Genomic DNA, 15,838 nt, shown 5'->3' with positions numbered 1-15,838 from the left:
TTTCTATTTTTGACAGAAATTAGTTAAAATTATGTCTAAATATGATGATGCTTCATGGCATTATGGCGGTGATTTTCCTGAAGAACTTCCTCAGAAAAACGGGGCTACTCATACCGGTATGTTCCTGAACTGGTGTATCCATAATAACCTGATCTCTGATGATCTGAAGGGAGATGGTGAAGAGGAAATTGAGAAATTAAAACGCAGAGAAATTACAGGCGCTGAATTTATCATGGATTCCTGTGACGGAAAATTCTCTGAATATGATCTGAATGACCTTGGAAACAGTTTTGCAAAAGATTATTACGCAGATGATACCGATTTTGGAAACAGATACAGCTCGTTTGCAGATGATTATGTAAATCTTTTTGATACTAAGGCTGAGGAAAATGATTATGAGTATGAAACCTTTTATCACATAGAGGATACCTACGAGAATTATGACCTGATGAAACAGGTGATTGATCACCGTTTTGAAGAGTGGAAGGAATATATTAAGAACTAAAATAGCAAAGGAAACAAAGCAGCTTAATCAGCTTTCTTTGTTTCCTTTGCCTTCATTTACTGATTATGTTTTACCCAGATCAGTTCATCCGTATTATAGCCAATTTTTCTGGCTTTTTCAATAAAACGCTGTCTGATGCTTTCCGGGATAGTGGTGGTTCGGGAGAGGATCCAGAGATATTTTAAGCTGCTCCCTGCTACCAGGGCATATTGATAGTCTTCATCCATATCAATGACATTGTAACCCGCCCAAATCGGTTTGAAAAAAGAGACTTTGAGCCGGGCTTCGGTTTTATCTTTAACGAATCTGGCCTCACCAATGGATTCCTGCCACAGTTTTTTTACATAGTTGTACCCTTTATTTTTAACATGAACTGTTCCATCCGGGTTTTCAGAATATTCTGCAGTGACATTATCCATATTTTTCTCGAACCTGTAGTCGAAACGGGCAATTTCATACCACCTTCCGAGGTATTTTTTAACTTCAAAATTCTTTACTGCCACCGCTCCTTTTGGAATTCCTACCGAACATGAATTAAAAGAAAGCAAAGCCAAAGCTCCCAATGAAACGGGAAGAATAATTTTGTGAAAAGTTTTCATAACAGAAATATTTTGTGTGGTTCTGATAAAAACTTCAAAAATAATGCCTTTGGGCTGTTAAAGAACAATAAAATCTAGGAAAAGACCTTCAGAAAATTGTCTTTAAAACTTCCGGAAACCTCAATTTCAGTATCATCAGCAAGCATTACCGTTCCACTTTTATGATAGGATCTCACGAAGGATGTATTGATAATATGAGAACGGTGAACCCTTACAAACGGGTTTTCCAAAAGATCATCAAAATGCTTCAAAAACCGGCATACCATTTTCTTTGAGCCATCGGTAAGATAGACCTGAGTAAAATTACCATCTGCCTGAAGTCTCATAATATCCTCTGTCTTTACCACATCAAATCCCTGTAAAGTAGGAAGAATAAGCTGTTGCTTTTCAGGTTTTAGCTTTAAATTTTCCAGTAGGATCTTATTCCGATTAAGCTCTTCTTTTTTCTCAAGACTTTCAGCAACTTTATTTACCGCTAGAATAAGCTCTTGAATATCAATAGGTTTTAAGATATAATAACTGGCCGACTTATTTAAAGCCTGTAAAGAGTATTGTGAAAATGCAGTGATAAAAATGGTTTCATAGGAAAACGCACTGGTGGCTTCCAGTACATCAAAGGCATTTCCAAAAGGCATTTCTACATCTAAAAAAACCAATTGAGGGTGATTTTCTGCAATCAGAGGAACAGCTTCTTTAATATTTTCCGCTTCTCCAAGAATTTCTACCTGTGGGCAGTATTTGGTAAGATAGCTTCTCAGTACTTCTCTTGCTATCAATTCATCATCTACGATTAAGGCTTTGATTTTCATTGGGATTGATTTTATATTGCAGACGGGGTCTTTATTGATATTTTCCGTTTTTGAAGTTCAATGTTTTATAAGTTGTTTTTGAAGTTTCCTTTTCTTCACATTCTCCTTTTACTTCATTATTGATGGTGGTTACAGAAATAGTTTTAATTTTAAGATTTGTGAAATTGTTTGTTTTGGATGTATCCATCATGATGTAGGAATGGTCATCTTTAAATTCACCGTTGCATCGGGTATCCCATTCTCCTGTCGTTGAATCCATTTCAAACTGATCGAGAACCTTTTTAAGAGTTTTCCCTTCCGGATAATACAGGGAAATTTTACCTGAAGCGTAAGGATTGGGTTTGCTGCTTCCAACAAAATCGGCTTTTACTCCAAATGCCCTAATAGTTGAGCTGATCGTATACAAACCTGTATCAATTGAAAAACTTCTCAGATTTACTGCATCAGAGTCCAGTTCTGTCGGATCAAAATATTTATTCTTTATCGTTCCTTTACTATCTGTAATCACTATATAATTCTGCACTGTAAAAACATAATCTTCTTGGTCCTGATTCAAAATAACCGGAATAACTGCAATATAGGAGTCATCAGCATTGGGCATTTTCTTTTCAATACAGAGTTCTTCTCTTATTTTGGTTTTATCCAGCTTCAGGTTTTTAAGAATATGGGTTAGTCTTATACTGTCAATATCCTGAGCTGCTATAGTTCCGAAAAAAAGACTTATCATCAGAGTATATAGAAATATATTTTTTTTCATTGTCCCGTTTTTATACCAGATTAATTTGGATCGTGACTACAACCCCATTACCGTTTTCTTTATCTTTTACAGAACAGGTTATATTTTTTTTGTACAGATCATTCAGTAGCTGAATTCGCTCCACTGTGTTTTTCATTCCTCTTCCTTCCCTGGTTTTCTGGTGCTGGGTTTTCTGTTTTTTACTTTCTTCAATTCCTATTCCATTGTCTTCAATCATGATTTTCAGATCACCATCATTTTTTTCAAAGCTTAGTTTTAAAAATCCTTTTTCTGTTCTGTACCGCAATCCGTGCCAGATAGCATTTTCAAGGAATGGCTGTACGAGCATCCCGGGAACCTGCAGATGGTGCGTATTCAGATTTTCATCTACATCAATTTCATAATCAAATTTATCCGCAAAACGTGTTTTTTCAAGTGCCAGATAGTTCTGCAGAAGATCCAGCTCCTGTTGAAAAGGAATAAAATCATTGGTAGAATTTTCCATCACGCCCCGCATCAGTTTGGAAAATTTTGTCAGGTATTGATTGGCTTCCAATTCATTATTGGTTGCAATGAAATGATTGACACTATTCAGACTGTTGAAAATAAAATGCGGATTCATCTCCCGCCGAAGCGACTGAAGAGCTATTTTTTTATTCTTGATCTGAACTTTTTTCAGGGTTCTGAAAATGAAAACAATGAGACCTGTCAACAGGATCAAAACTCCGATCAGTCCATAATTGAATACATTTTTTTTACGGATAAGCTCATCTTTCAGCTCTTTTTCTTTTTCCAGCTGAGAAATTCTTTGCTCTGTATCTTCCAGAATTTTATGATCCACCAGGCTTCTGTCCTTGGAAACCAAATCCGGAAGTTTTCCCAAAAAGTCTCTGTACAGCTGAACTGAAGCATCTGTATTTCCGGAAATGGCATAAAGACTGTCCAGTTTCTTCACACTCCTCTGAGCTTCCAGTGTATGACCTTTATCCAAAGCTATTCCGTAGGCATTTTTTAATAAATCTACAGCCTCCTTGGGATCATTCTTTTTGATATAAATATCTGCCAGCTCCTGAATCTGATTCACTTTTTCCTGTGAATTATCCTTTACAAAATCTTCCTTCAGGACTTTCTTTTTGGCTTCAATAGCTTTATCGAAGTTTTTATTTTCAACATAGAGATCCGCTAATTTCTGATTAATAGCCAATGCCTGTTGTGGAGCTTCCTTTTTTGAGATTTTATAGGCATTATTAAGGTTTTCTTCAGCTTTATAAATATCTTTCTGCTGTATATTAAGGTCCGCAAGCTGAGTATAGCCTTCTGCTACATTTGCCTTTTCATTTTCCTTTTTGCTCAGGTCAATATTACTCTGTATGGCTTCAGCTCTAAGCTCAGGTGTAGGAGAGGAAAGCCTGGTCACATCGTTAGTATTCACAGCTTTACTTTTTTCACTGTAACTCATCTGTGCAGCCCGGCTATAATTGTTGAGGGCAGGTGTTATCTTATTTTGTTTCTCCTGTGACTGAGCCAGTTTTCTGGTAACCGATTCAAGATTTTTTTTATCATTAAGTTTTTGGTAAAGTGCTTTAGCTTTGGCAAAATACTCCTCACTTTTAGGATAGTTTCCCTGATTATAATAATCGGTGCCCATGTTTACATATACGTCAGCCGCCCCTTTATCATCATTTTTATCTACTGCTTTTTTCAGCTTTGCAGCAGATTTCAATACCTGAGAAACCTTTACAGAGTCCTGTGCCATGAAGAAATTCCCCACCGTAAGCATTGAAATAAAGAGTATTTTAAAAATTAATTTCACAGATTAAATCTTTATTGCAAAGTAAGTAAAACTTTAGTGATCATCTTCTATTCTTTACCAAGCCAAAACATGATTTCACCAAGTCGTAACCTGTGAGGAACTTTAAACACAAATACCAAGAATGCTTTCCACAAATAACACAATTTCATATCACACAAAAAATATACTTAAGCATCTGTGAAAATCTGTGTATTCTGTGGTAAAATAAAATTTCATGTGCTTCTTAAGAATACTGAACCAGAAAAGTCACAAAAGATTTAAACACTTAAGGTATTTTAAAGTAAAAGCATAATGCATAAGAAGTACACATAAGTTTTGATTGCACAGCTCACCAAGTGAAAACTTCCATTCACCAAGTCTTCCGATTTTCATCTTTAGATCTGGCTAATTTTACATCAGAATTTAAAAGTAAAAACAGGAAATTATGAAATTGAAACATTTTTTATTAATCGGAATTTTAACGCTGGGAAGTTTTGTAAACGCTCAGGAAGTAAAGAAAAACGCGATCGAAGTAACAGGAGTCGCCGAAATGGAAGTAGAACCGGATGAAATCATCTTTAGCATCGGGATAAAAGCAGATAACAAAAACGATCTGGCAGATAATGAAAAGAAGATGTTTGATATCTTAAAGAATGCAGGAGTAAAGAACGAGGATATCAAGTTTAAATCAATGTACCAGAACATCTATGCAAAAAATGGAAAGTTCTCCAAGAATTATCAGTTTAAAGCAAGTGCAAAATCGAATATCAGCAAGATCTTTGAAGACCTGAACCAGAAATGGGTAAGCAGCCTGAATATCTCAGAAGTAAAAAACACGAAAATGGCAGACTTCAGAAAAGCAGTAAAGATCAACGCCTTAAAAGCAGCTAAAGAAAAGGCAGATTATCTGTTGGAAAGCATGGGCAAAAAAGCAGGCAGCGTTCTTGAAATCATTGAAATTGAAGATTACACCAGTGACATGATAATGCCTGCTGCCTACAAAAGCAGAATGAGCAATGTACAGCTTGAAATGGCAGATGCTCCGGTAGATTTCTCCTTTGACAACATCGAAAACATCAAACTGAAATACAGTATCAAAACGAGATACGAAATCCTTTAGAATAACAGATTTAAAAGAGGCTGCCAAAATTATGGCAGCCTCTTTTTAGCAATGAATTCACGAATTATTTTGTGGATGGGTAAAAAAAACAAAACGGAAAAGACAGTTATAAAAACTTTTAAGTACAAATTAAATCTGCCACGAATTCACAAATAAAATAATTCCAAATAGTTTGTATGCCTATATAAAATCTATTGGATTTATTTTTTTTCGAACCCCATAGATTTCACATAGTTTTTTGGGAGTAAGATATTTTTAAGCTTATTCATTCTACTCACCAAGTGAAAACCTCCTTTTACCAAGTATCCAAAATTTCAGGCTTAGATACAGGTAATTTTACTTCATAATTTAAAATAATAAACGATGAAACGCTATCTTTTAATCACCCTGTTTTCAGTGGCTTTCCTTAAGGCACAGGAAATAAAAAAAGAAATAGAGGTAAAACAGGCTACTGTTTTTCTTCAGGGAGCAAAAGTCTTCGGGAGTACCAATATCAATCTTCAGAAAGGAAAAAATATGATCCGAATTGTTAACCTTCCTAATAATCTGGATGAAAATACCTATAAAATTAATCTCGAAAAAAACACTACGCTACTATCCATCACTCCTCAAAGTAATTTCCTGAAAGACGATCAGCTTTCCGATAATGAAAAAAAACTGGATGATGAAAGAAAAAAGCTTCAGAGACAGGTCAGCTTATTGAATATTCAGGTTAAAAATCTTACCGGAGAACAGAATATCATCAATGACAATCTGAAAGTATCTGCGAATGATAAATCAACTCCGCAGGAACAGCTCATCAAACTTACTGAATTTTACAGAAAACGAATGCTGGAAATTGATAATCAGGTCTTTTTATTAAATGAACAGAAAACCGTTTTGGATGAAAGTATTGCAAAGCTCAATAAACAGTCTGATGAGGAACAAACGCATAAAAACACAAATAGAAAAGAACTTTTGCTTGAAGTTCTTGCTGATAATGATACCAGCCTAAATCTGGGAGTAAGTTATATTGTTTCTGATGCAGGCTGGATTCCTTCTTATGACCTTCGTGCTGAGTCTGTAAAGAAACCTCTTGAAATGGTTTACAAAGGAAAGATCTATCAGAAGACAGGACAGGACTGGAAAAATGTAAAACTGTTTGTATCTACCTACAGACCCTCTTATAATCAGGACAGGCCTATCCTTTCCCCACTTTATGTTGCTGAATATACTGCTCATAATCCAATGCAGGAAGTTGCTGATTATAGTCTTAAAGATAAAGCGGTTCTCACAAATGCTTATCAGATGAGAAAGGAAATTTCTGCAAAACCAAGTCAGATTCCAATTGCTTCTGTTTCCGATAACCAGATGAATGTGATCTATGAACTGAATTATAATCAGACTATTTTAAGCCAGGAAAAGGAACAGTACGTCATTCTGGATAAAAAACAAATAGATGCCACTTACAAATACCATACAGTTCCAAAGGTAAATAACCAGGTATTCCTGATGGCTTTTGTAAAGAACTGGCAAAATCTCAACCTGATTAATGGGGAAGCCAACATCTATTTTGAAGATAATTATATCGGGAAAACTAATATGACCAGCAATTATGTAAAAGATGAGTTCCCTATTTCTCTTGGAGTAGATGAAAGAATTACAGTAAAAAGAATTAAACTGGAAGATAAGGCCTCTCAAAAACCGATGAACTCAAATAAATGGGAAACTGAAACTTACCAGATCAACATCAGAAATAATACCAAAGAAAGTATTGAACTGGAAGTGCTGGATCAGCTTCCTATCAGTGAAAATTCTAAAATTTCTGTCAAGACAATAGAAACCGGTGATGGAAGCCTTGATGAAAAAACCGGAAGTATTCTCTGGAACAAAAATATAAGATCCGGAGGCTCTGAAAAGATCAGTTTCTCTTATGAGGTTAAATATCCAAAAGATATGCAGATTCAATATTACAGCAGATAACCAATAAAAAATAACAATATGACAGCTTTAAAAATCTTAGCAATCGCAGCAACCTTCTTAAGTGCCGGTACCTCTCCAGCCATCCGCTGCTCAAAAAATGATTCGGAAAACAGTACCTTAACAGTACGAAATGCTTCCGCAATTCCTGTAAATACGGTATCAAAAGATAATAAAATCCAGGTAGCCCTTTTACTGGATACGTCCAACAGTATGGATGGACTGATTGACCAGGCAAAATCAAGACTCTGGAATATTGTCAATACACTGACTACATTAAAATACAACGGCCAGTCGCCACAAGTGGAGATTGCTCTTTATGAATATGGAAATGATGGCATCCGCGATGAAAACTACATCCGACAGGTCACTCCTCTTACCCAGGATCTCGACCTCGTATCTGAAAAATTATTTGCTTTAAGAACCAACGGCGGAAGTGAATATTGTGGAGCTGTGATCAGGGATGCTTCTGCCAATCTGAACTGGGATGGTAATGAAAAAAGTATGAAACTGATTTATATTGCAGGAAATGAACCATTCAACCAGGGAAGGATTGACTATAAGGAAGTGGTCTCAAAAGCAAAAAATAAAAATATCTATACCAATACCATTTTCTGTGGAAGCCGTGAAGAAGGAATCCAGAGTTTCTGGCAGAACGGAGCAACAACAGGTGGTGGCAAATACTTCAATATTGACAGTGATAAAAAAGTGATTTATATTGAAACACCTTATGATATCAGAATTTCCGAGTACAATGCTAAATTGAATGACACTTATATTTACTATGGAAACCATGGCTCAGAATATAAACAGAAACAGATTACCCAGGATAAAAATGCTGAAGTACAATCGGTTTCCAACCTGGTGGAACGAACCGTTTCCAAGTCTAAAAAGAATGCTTACAAAAACGAACACTGGGACCTCATAGATAAAGCTGAAAAAGATGCCGGGTTTATTTCAAATATAAAAGAAAGTGAGCTTCCTGACGAGCTGAAAGGAAAAAGCAAAGAAGAAATTAAAAAAGCTGTTGCTACAAAATCAGCAGAACGTGAGAAAGTTCAGCGAGAAATTGAAGATCTTTCTAAAAAACGCCAGACCTACATTGACAGTGAAATGAAAAAAAGAGGAACTGATGATTCTGATGATCTTGGAAAAGCCATTGAAAGTTCTATACAGGAACTGGCTAAAAAGAATGGATATAGCCTGTAGAGATGATAACCGTAAGAAGGGTCAGCACTTAAGTATTTTTAAGTAATGCCCTTCCGGAAATGAAGTACACTTAAGTTTTGAAGGTTTTTGACTTTCTGCTTAAGTGTACTTTCGTATTAAACTCAATATTTAATTGCTGTAAGCCATGGCTAAATAATGTTGTTCTATCTTCCGAACTTAAAATATCCGGACAAGGGATGCTTTTTATTCTTCATAAACGCAGAAACCATTTCCATTCCCACCACTGAAAAGGTAATTCCGTTTCCACCGAAACCCAATACAAAATAAGAATTTCTGAAATTTTTATGTTCTCCGATATAAGGAAGCCCGTCTTTTGTTTCCCCAAAAGTTCCTGCCCATACAAAATCAGGGTAAAAATGATAATCAGGTTTTATTTTCTTTAAATTTTTTAAAATTTCTTTTTCTTTTGTCTCCAATAAAGCGTCCCGTTTTTCAGCACCGTAGAAATCTTCATCTCCACCACCTATGAGCATTCTTCCGTCATCGGTACTTCGCATATACAGATAAGGATCATCGGTATTCCAGACTAATGTACTCGTACTATTTTTAAACTTATTCTTATCTACTTCCGAAACAACAGCATAAGTACTTTTCAGATCAACGAAGTTTTCTTTCAGCAGATTTTTGCTCTCATAGCCAATGCAATAGATTATTTTCTTCGTCCTGATCTGAAAACCTGTATCTACTTTAATGATATTAAAACCTTTATGATACTCCACCTCTACCATTTCAGTTTTATCAAAAACCTTTAAGCCTTTCTTTACATTATGTTTAAATAATTCATGGGCAAACTGAAAGGCATCAATACTCGCTCCCTGCTTTGACAGGATCCCGCCATAAGTATTTTCAAATTCAAATGCTTTTAATATCTGATCTGAATTTAACCATTTAACATCAAATCCGGCTTCTTTTCTGGCTTCATATTCTTTTTTCAACCATTCAGTATCTTTCTTTTTCGCAGCAAAGTACAGTGATTTTTTCCGTTTGAAACCTGCGTTGGACCGTATCTTTGCAGCAAGCTTTTCAATGGTATCAATAGATTCCGAGCATGCTTTATAACTCTCAACTGCCCCTTTTTCCCCTATTTTTTCTTTTAACTCATAAAGAGGGATATCTATTTCATACTGCAGCATTGAAGTGGTAGCCGAGGTACTTCCGTTACAAAGCTCACGCTTATCAATAAGAATAGTTTCATAGCCATCTTTCACCATCTGATGAGCGATAAGACTTCCTGTAATTCCCCCACCAATAATTACAACATCACATTTTTCGTCTGATTTTAAAGAAGGATAAGTGGTGATCAGACCATTTTTTAAAAGCCAGAAAGGTTCATTTGATTTAAGATCCATATTGATATTTTACATTAAAAATAACAATATTTATGTCTATTTTAACAATTTTAGATGAATTTATGGTGTAGTTATTGTTACTTTATTAAGTTCCAACCACCATAAAATATTTACTATGATAACAATTATTCCAGAAGCTCCGGATAATGTTGCGGCATTCAATGCAACGGGAGAAGTGACGAAAGAAGATTTTGAAAAATTGGTAATTCCGCGTGTAAAAGAGAAAGTAGATCAATTTGGTGAGCTGAATTACTTACTGTACCTGGATACCGATCTGGATAACTTTACCATGGGTGCATGGCTCGAAGACCTCCTGCTTGGAATAAAAAACCTTGCAAAATGGAATCGTGCAGCCATCGTTACAGACAAAGAAGGGGTACAGAATTTTACTGATATATTCAGTGTTCTGATGCCTGGAGAATTTAAATCCTTCCCAAAAGAAAATTTATACAACGCACTCTATTGGTGCAAAAATGGCAATGAAGTTGAGGTTTAATCAATCTTATAAAAAATGATAAAAAGACTGTCTTAAAAGGCAGTCTTTTCTATTACATCTAAATCAATATCAACAGTATACGTAAAAATACCTAATAATAAATTTGGTACATTATACTGTAATTATTTCCCAAATTGGTGAGTATATTTGTAATACTAACCCACAAAAATTTATACCATGTCAACATTCAAAACCAACATTATTGCAGGACCACTTTGGAGTAATGACGAAGCACAAAAATTAGGACCACGTATTGCTGCGGCACATTTAGGAAAATTTACTGGACAATGGACTACCATTGTAGAAGGACAAATGAGCGTTATAGAAGTTGAATTAAATACTGAGCCAACCGGCAGTACAGAATATACTTTAAATGTTTTAGCCGGTCCGATCTGGAGCGACGAAGATGCTAAAGCTATCTGCCCTTCCATCTGTGCATCCTACGGAGGAACATGGAACGGACAATGGACAACAGTTGTAGAAGGCAAAATGAGCGTTTGCAGCTGCGTATTTAAATTCTAGCCTGAAAGAATAAATGTATTAATTTAAAAAAAGCTGTCGCTAAAGTCAATTTTCTGACTTTGGGACAGCTTTTTTTATGCTTTATTACTTTTTGTTTCACATTTTCAAGAGATTATGCCGATTTTTATATTCTGTATTTCTGTAAATATATATCTTCAGGATTATCTTCTCTTACAAAATTGAAAACAAATAATTTTTGTGAAAAATCTATTTATCACAGGAAACACATTCTGTAACGGGTTCATCTTTATTCACAGTTTGTGAACCATATAGATACATATATCTTACACTGATTACAAACCCGATAAAAGTCATCCCCACCCCTACCAATGACGGATAGTTGAAAGGTAATCCATATTCCAAAGGAATTCCGCCAAAGAAAGCTCCCATTGCATTTGCAATATTAAACCCTGCCTGCATAAAAGCTGCTGCCATCATTTCACTTTTTGGGGCAGCCTTCATCATCATAATATTAATGGGTGCAGCGATTGACATTGATAATGCCCCACACATAAACGTCAGGATAAAAGCTATATTCTGATGCTCGGAAAGCAAAAATACGCCTACCAGAGAAATCATCATCAGAAAGATCAGCAATGCACACGTTTTTTCCGGACCTAGTTTATCTGAAATAATACCTCCTGCCAGGTTACCAACTACCATCCCCGCTCCTGCAAGAACCATTACATAAGCCATCTGACTGCTTTGAACTCCGGAAATCACTGTCATTAAAGGAGTAATATAGCTTAACCACGTAAAAAGTCCACCAAACCCGATTGCTGTAATTGCCAATACCAACCATGCCTGCTTCTTTTTCAGAAACTTCAGTTCCTCCAGAAAATGGGTATTTTGATTAGCCTCCGTAGCAGGAAGCCATAATTTTAAAAACAGGAGGGCAAAAACACCAATTAAAGCTACGATAGCAAAATAAAGCCTCCAATGGAAAGTATGCCCAATATACGTTACCAAAGGAACCATGACCAGGTTGGCTACAGTAAGCCCGGTAAACATCATAGAGATATAGAATGCTTCTTTACCTTTCCCTGCCATTTTAGCGGCCACCACAGTCCCTACTCCAAAGAATGCCCCATGAGGAAGTCCAGACATAAATCTGATAATCAACATGGTCCCGTAATTGGGAGCAATGGCAGAAAGCCCGTTAAATAAAGTAAAAAGGATCATGAATGCGATCAGCACCTTTTTAGGAGGAAATTTCACCGAATATCCGATCAGAATCGGTGCTCCGATTACAACCCCCATTGCATAGGCGGAAATCAGGTGCCCGGCTTGCGGGATCGTAATCTCTAATGTTTTTGCAATGTCCGGTAATAGCCCCATAACGGTAAATTCTGTGGTTCCTATTCCCAGTCCGCCTATCGCCAGCGGTATTATTCTTTTATCAATCTTCATTGTAAATTCTTTTCTCAATTAATCTTTTGAAATGCAAATGGTAACCCATCTTTATTTTGAAAGTGCAAAATTCGAAAGAAAGATTGGATTTCACACCTCTTTGAATGATAAAAATTTGCTCCATATTAACCTTTTTATTTAAATTTAACTCTACAAACAATCAAATGAGAACAAAATGAAGATCCAGAAAGAAATTATAGAGTTTGAAAAAGGGAAATCGTTCAAGCTATTTTCCCCTTCCCTAAAGAATTGTTTTTTCTGGCATTACCATCCTGAAATAGAATTGGTATATGTAGAAGCTTCAAACGGAATCCGGCATGTCGGAAAAAATATTTCAGGCTTTACCAACAGTGAATTGCTGCTGATAGGAGCCAATGTACCTCATCTTAATTTCGATTACGGTATACAGACTGAATGCAAGCAAATGGTACTGCAGATGCGTGAAAATTTTCTTCAGGATATCATTTTGCCTGTTCCTGAGTTTGATTCTATTAAAAATCTTTTGGAACGTTCCCATCTTGGGTTATCCTTTTCCGGAAAAACAAAAAGCCTCGTGGTAGAAAAGCTTCAGATTATCAAAGATAAAAACTCATTTGAATCGTTGATTGGGTTAATCGAAATCTTACAGATCCTGTCTAACTCTACCGAAGTAAGTGAAATTAATAAAGAAGATACCAGAGTCAAATGGTTTCTGAATGACAAGATCAGAATGGGAACCATCTACGATTATATTCATGAAAACCATGATAAGAAACCCAATGTAAATGAAATTGCCAAGATTGTCAGCTTGAGTACTCCTGCTTTTTGCCGCTACTTTAAAAAGCAAACCAATATGACGTTTACAGATTTTGTTAATAATTACAGGATCAATCAGGCTAAAATTTATCTGTTAAAAGATTCTTCAGTGACAGAAGTTTGTTTTCAGGTGGGTTTTGAAAGCCTTTCTTATTTTAATAAGCTGTTCAAGCAGCATACGGGAGAAACTCCGTCAGAATTTAAGAAAAAACATTTTAAACCTATTGAGATCAATGGAAGGATTGGAGTAATTAATCGGGAATCTTCCTGTAATAAATCGTTTTGATGATCTGGCAGATAATGCAGATTTAAATTTTATATATTTTTACCACAGATTGCACAGATTTTCACAGATGATTGGGTATAGTTTGGATATGATATTACGATAAACCACCCCGTCAAAAATTCTTTGAATTCTTGCCCCTCTAAAGGATGGGAATGATGACAGCTATCCTTCATGGATGCTTGTTAAGATCGTTGACAACTCTTCCCTATTATCTTCTCATCTATTATCTATTCGTCTATTCTCTCACCATCTCTCATCTTCCACCAGTACAAAAGAATAACCGCCCATTGCTGAGCGGTCTGTATTTTAATGAATATGTTTTTCTGCGTGGTAAGAACTTCTTACAAGAGGAGAACTTTCAACATGTCTGAAACCAAGGCTTCTTGCAAAGTCACCCAATTCATCAAATTCCTCAGGAGTAATGAATCTCTTTACAGGAAGATGTTTTTTTGTTGGCTGTAAATATTGTCCAAGAGTGATAACATCTACATTGGCATTTCTGATATCTTCAATCGTCTGGAAAACTTCATCTTTAGTTTCACCCAGACCAAGCATTACACCGGTTTTGGTTCTTCTTTGTCCTGCTTCTTTTAAATATCTTAAAACCTCAAGGCTTCTTTCATATTTTGCCTGAATTCTCACTTCTCTGGTCAAACGTTTTACAGTTTCCATGTTATGAGAGATTACTTCAGGGGCAACATCTACCAATCGGTCGATATGTTTAGTAATTCCCTGAAAATCCGGAATTAATGTTTCCATTGTAGTTCCCGGAGAGATTCTTCTTACAGCATTTACGGTTTCTCCCCAAAGAATAGATCCCATATCTTTCAGGTCATCGCGGTCTACAGAAGTAAGAACGGCATGTTTGATCTTCATTAATTTGATCGAACGGGCTACTTTTTCAGGTTCATCCCAGTTTACATCAAGCGGTTTTCCTGTTTTTACGCCACAGAATCCACAGCTTCTTGTACAGATATTTCCTAAAATCATGAATGTTGCCGTACCTTCTCCCCAGCACTCCCCCATATTCGGGCAGCTTCCGCTTTGGCAAATGGTATTTAATTTATATTTATCAACCAAGGTTCTCAATTCCCTGTAGTTTTTTCCGGTAGGAAGTTTTACACGAATCCACTTTGGTTTTTGAACGGTAGTGTCTTGAACTAAATTTTCCATTTATTTCTCAAATTGAGGTTCAAAGTTAGTGATTTTTTTATCGAAACAATCAAAGACAGACATTGATGAAACATATAATTTGTATTTTTAAAATTCAATATTTCTTATGAAGACTATATTCTGCTTTCTGTTCCTTGTTTTGGGCATCTCTTGTTTTGCTCAAAAAGAATTCCAGCCAAAAGGTTCAGTAATTAATGAGATCATTGATGGTGATCTGGATGGAGACAGGATTCCGGAGAAAGTAATCGTTTATGATATTCCCATTAATGAGGAGTCCGGGAATGCCCGTGAAATTCAGATTTTAAAGAAAGTCGGGAATAAATGGACCGTTTTGGAAAAATCAAGAAACGCCATCTTAGGAAGTAAGGATGGTGGCGTAATGGGCGATCCTTATGTGAATACCACCATAAAAAACGGAATTTTGATCATCAAGCATTATGGTGGAAGCAGCTGGAGGTGGGCAGATACAGATAAATACAGGTTTCAGAACAGGCATTTTGAATTAATTGGAAACCTTTCCGAATCCGGTAGAGTTTTCGAATTTTGGAAGACCATTGATTTTAATTTATCAACGGGACAAATTATCTACACAAAAACAGTTGAAAATACTAAAGATCCAGAAAACGGTAAAAATGAAACTGAAAAGTATGTAAAAAAAGGAATAAAAATTAATCTTCAGAACAGAAATGATAAAAGTATAAAAATTATACTTCCTAAGACCAGACAGGAAATCTTTATATGAACTGATACTATGTCTGTTGGCAAACACAAAGACGTGAGTTTTGTTTTTCCAAGCCATTATTAAGGCGCAAAGATTTGATCTACGATAAAATTATGAATACATATTAATTGCCGCAAATGTACGAATGACCTTCTTTTATATGACTATGTGGTTTAAAAAACCACTTTAATTTTAACCACATAGGCACACAGAATTTATTTGTAAATAAAATTATTCGTGTATTCTAAGACATATGCAAATTATATCTTGTTAAATTTACAAAAGGTTCCTCTCTTTTTACCACAGCAAATATTCTATAGATCAGTTTGCAACATA

General features: G+C 35.7%; 15 protein-coding genes. 8 read left to right on the top strand and 7 right to left on the bottom strand.

What is annotated here, in order from left to right; all coding sequences use genetic code 11:
* Nucleotides 1-31: 31 nt before the first annotated feature.
* Nucleotides 32-505 (top strand): DUF7832 domain-containing protein, encoded by a 474-nt coding sequence (locus tag DRF65_RS22785; RefSeq protein ID WP_115973026.1) that lies wholly within the window; start codon nucleotides 32-34, stop codon nucleotides 503-505.
* Between the two features lie 56 nt (nucleotides 506-561).
* On the opposite strand, the gene DRF65_RS22780 is transcribed toward DRF65_RS22785, so the two are convergent.
* From DRF65_RS22780 to DRF65_RS22765, 4 genes are all read right to left on the bottom strand, one after another.
* Entirely contained in the window at nucleotides 562-1,104 is a 543-nt protein-coding gene (locus DRF65_RS22780) for a lipocalin family protein (RefSeq protein ID WP_115973025.1), read from the bottom strand.
* 74 nt (nucleotides 1,105-1,178) lie between these two features.
* Nucleotides 1,179-1,913: a LytR/AlgR family response regulator transcription factor gene (locus DRF65_RS22775; RefSeq protein ID WP_115973024.1), complete on the bottom strand. Its 735-nt coding sequence runs from the start codon at nucleotides 1,911-1,913 to the stop codon at nucleotides 1,179-1,181.
* A gap of 31 nt (nucleotides 1,914-1,944) precedes the next feature.
* The gene (locus DRF65_RS22770; RefSeq protein WP_115973023.1) at nucleotides 1,945-2,670 is read right to left on the bottom strand and encodes a PA3715 family protein; all 726 of its coding nucleotides are present in this window, start codon (nucleotides 2,668-2,670) and stop codon (nucleotides 1,945-1,947) included.
* Nucleotides 2,671-2,680: 10 nt separating this feature from the next.
* Nucleotides 2,681-4,462, bottom strand: a complete 1,782-nt coding sequence (locus DRF65_RS22765; protein WP_228438895.1) for a tetratricopeptide repeat-containing sensor histidine kinase — start codon at nucleotides 4,460-4,462, stop codon at nucleotides 2,681-2,683.
* Nucleotides 4,463-4,886: 424 nt separating this feature from the next.
* Here DRF65_RS22765 and DRF65_RS22760 point away from each other — a divergent pair, with 424 nt between their 5' ends.
* The 3 genes from DRF65_RS22760 to DRF65_RS22750 all read left to right on the top strand — a co-directional run bounded on the left by DRF65_RS22760 (nucleotide 4,887) and on the right by DRF65_RS22750 (nucleotide 8,729).
* Nucleotides 4,887-5,561 (top strand): SIMPL domain-containing protein, encoded by a 675-nt coding sequence (locus DRF65_RS22760; protein ID WP_115973021.1) that lies wholly within the window; start codon nucleotides 4,887-4,889, stop codon nucleotides 5,559-5,561.
* 363 nt (nucleotides 5,562-5,924) lie between these two features.
* The gene (locus DRF65_RS22755) at nucleotides 5,925-7,523 is read left to right on the top strand and encodes a DUF4139 domain-containing protein (protein ID WP_115973020.1); all 1,599 of its coding nucleotides are present in this window, start codon (nucleotides 5,925-5,927) and stop codon (nucleotides 7,521-7,523) included.
* Nucleotides 7,524-7,541: 18 nt separating this feature from the next.
* Nucleotides 7,542-8,729, top strand: coding sequence for a VWA domain-containing protein (locus DRF65_RS22750; protein WP_115973019.1), 1,188 nt, complete (start codon nucleotides 7,542-7,544; stop codon nucleotides 8,727-8,729).
* Between the two features lie 164 nt (nucleotides 8,730-8,893).
* On the opposite strand, the gene DRF65_RS22745 is transcribed toward DRF65_RS22750, so the two are convergent.
* On the bottom strand, nucleotides 8,894-10,099 hold the full coding sequence (locus tag DRF65_RS22745) for an NAD(P)/FAD-dependent oxidoreductase (protein WP_115973018.1): 1,206 nt from the start codon (nucleotides 10,097-10,099) through the stop codon (nucleotides 8,894-8,896).
* A gap of 115 nt (nucleotides 10,100-10,214) precedes the next feature.
* Here DRF65_RS22745 and DRF65_RS22740 point away from each other — a divergent pair, with 115 nt between their 5' ends.
* Together DRF65_RS22740 and DRF65_RS22735 are read left to right on the top strand one after the other, a co-directional pair.
* On the top strand, nucleotides 10,215-10,595 hold the full coding sequence (locus tag DRF65_RS22740) for a SpoIIAA family protein (RefSeq protein ID WP_115973017.1): 381 nt from the start codon (nucleotides 10,215-10,217) through the stop codon (nucleotides 10,593-10,595).
* Between the two features lie 177 nt (nucleotides 10,596-10,772).
* On the top strand, nucleotides 10,773-11,117 hold the full coding sequence (locus DRF65_RS22735) for a mannan-binding lectin (RefSeq protein WP_115973016.1): 345 nt from the start codon (nucleotides 10,773-10,775) through the stop codon (nucleotides 11,115-11,117).
* 207 nt (nucleotides 11,118-11,324) lie between these two features.
* Here DRF65_RS22735 and DRF65_RS22730 read toward each other — a convergent pair whose 3' ends face one another.
* Nucleotides 11,325-12,527: an MFS transporter gene (locus DRF65_RS22730; protein WP_185148484.1), complete on the bottom strand. Its 1,203-nt coding sequence runs from the start codon at nucleotides 12,525-12,527 to the stop codon at nucleotides 11,325-11,327.
* Between the two features lie 175 nt (nucleotides 12,528-12,702).
* Between DRF65_RS22730 and DRF65_RS22725 the strand changes: the two genes are divergently transcribed.
* Nucleotides 12,703-13,608 carry an AraC family transcriptional regulator gene (locus DRF65_RS22725; protein WP_115973015.1) on the top strand — a complete coding sequence of 302 codons (906 nt, stop codon included), beginning with the start codon at nucleotides 12,703-12,705 and terminating at the stop codon, nucleotides 13,606-13,608.
* A gap of 306 nt (nucleotides 13,609-13,914) precedes the next feature.
* Here DRF65_RS22725 and lipA read toward each other — a convergent pair whose 3' ends face one another.
* On the bottom strand, nucleotides 13,915-14,781 hold the full coding sequence (gene lipA, locus DRF65_RS22720; protein ID WP_115973014.1) for a lipoyl synthase: 867 nt from the start codon (nucleotides 14,779-14,781) through the stop codon (nucleotides 13,915-13,917).
* A gap of 106 nt (nucleotides 14,782-14,887) precedes the next feature.
* Here lipA and DRF65_RS22715 point away from each other — a divergent pair, with 106 nt between their 5' ends.
* Complete coding sequence (locus DRF65_RS22715) at nucleotides 14,888-15,523, top strand: hypothetical protein (RefSeq protein ID WP_115973013.1); 636 nt, start codon at nucleotides 14,888-14,890, stop codon at nucleotides 15,521-15,523.
* The last annotated feature ends 315 nt before the right edge of the window (nucleotides 15,524-15,838 follow it).

The sequence above is a fragment of the Chryseobacterium pennae genome (genome assembly GCF_003385515.1).
GTDB classification, from domain to species: Bacteria; Bacteroidota; Bacteroidia; order Flavobacteriales; family Weeksellaceae; genus Chryseobacterium; species Chryseobacterium pennae.
The sequence above is the reverse complement of the archived record's forward strand: the minus strand, read 5'-3'. Positions and strand labels throughout refer to the sequence as shown.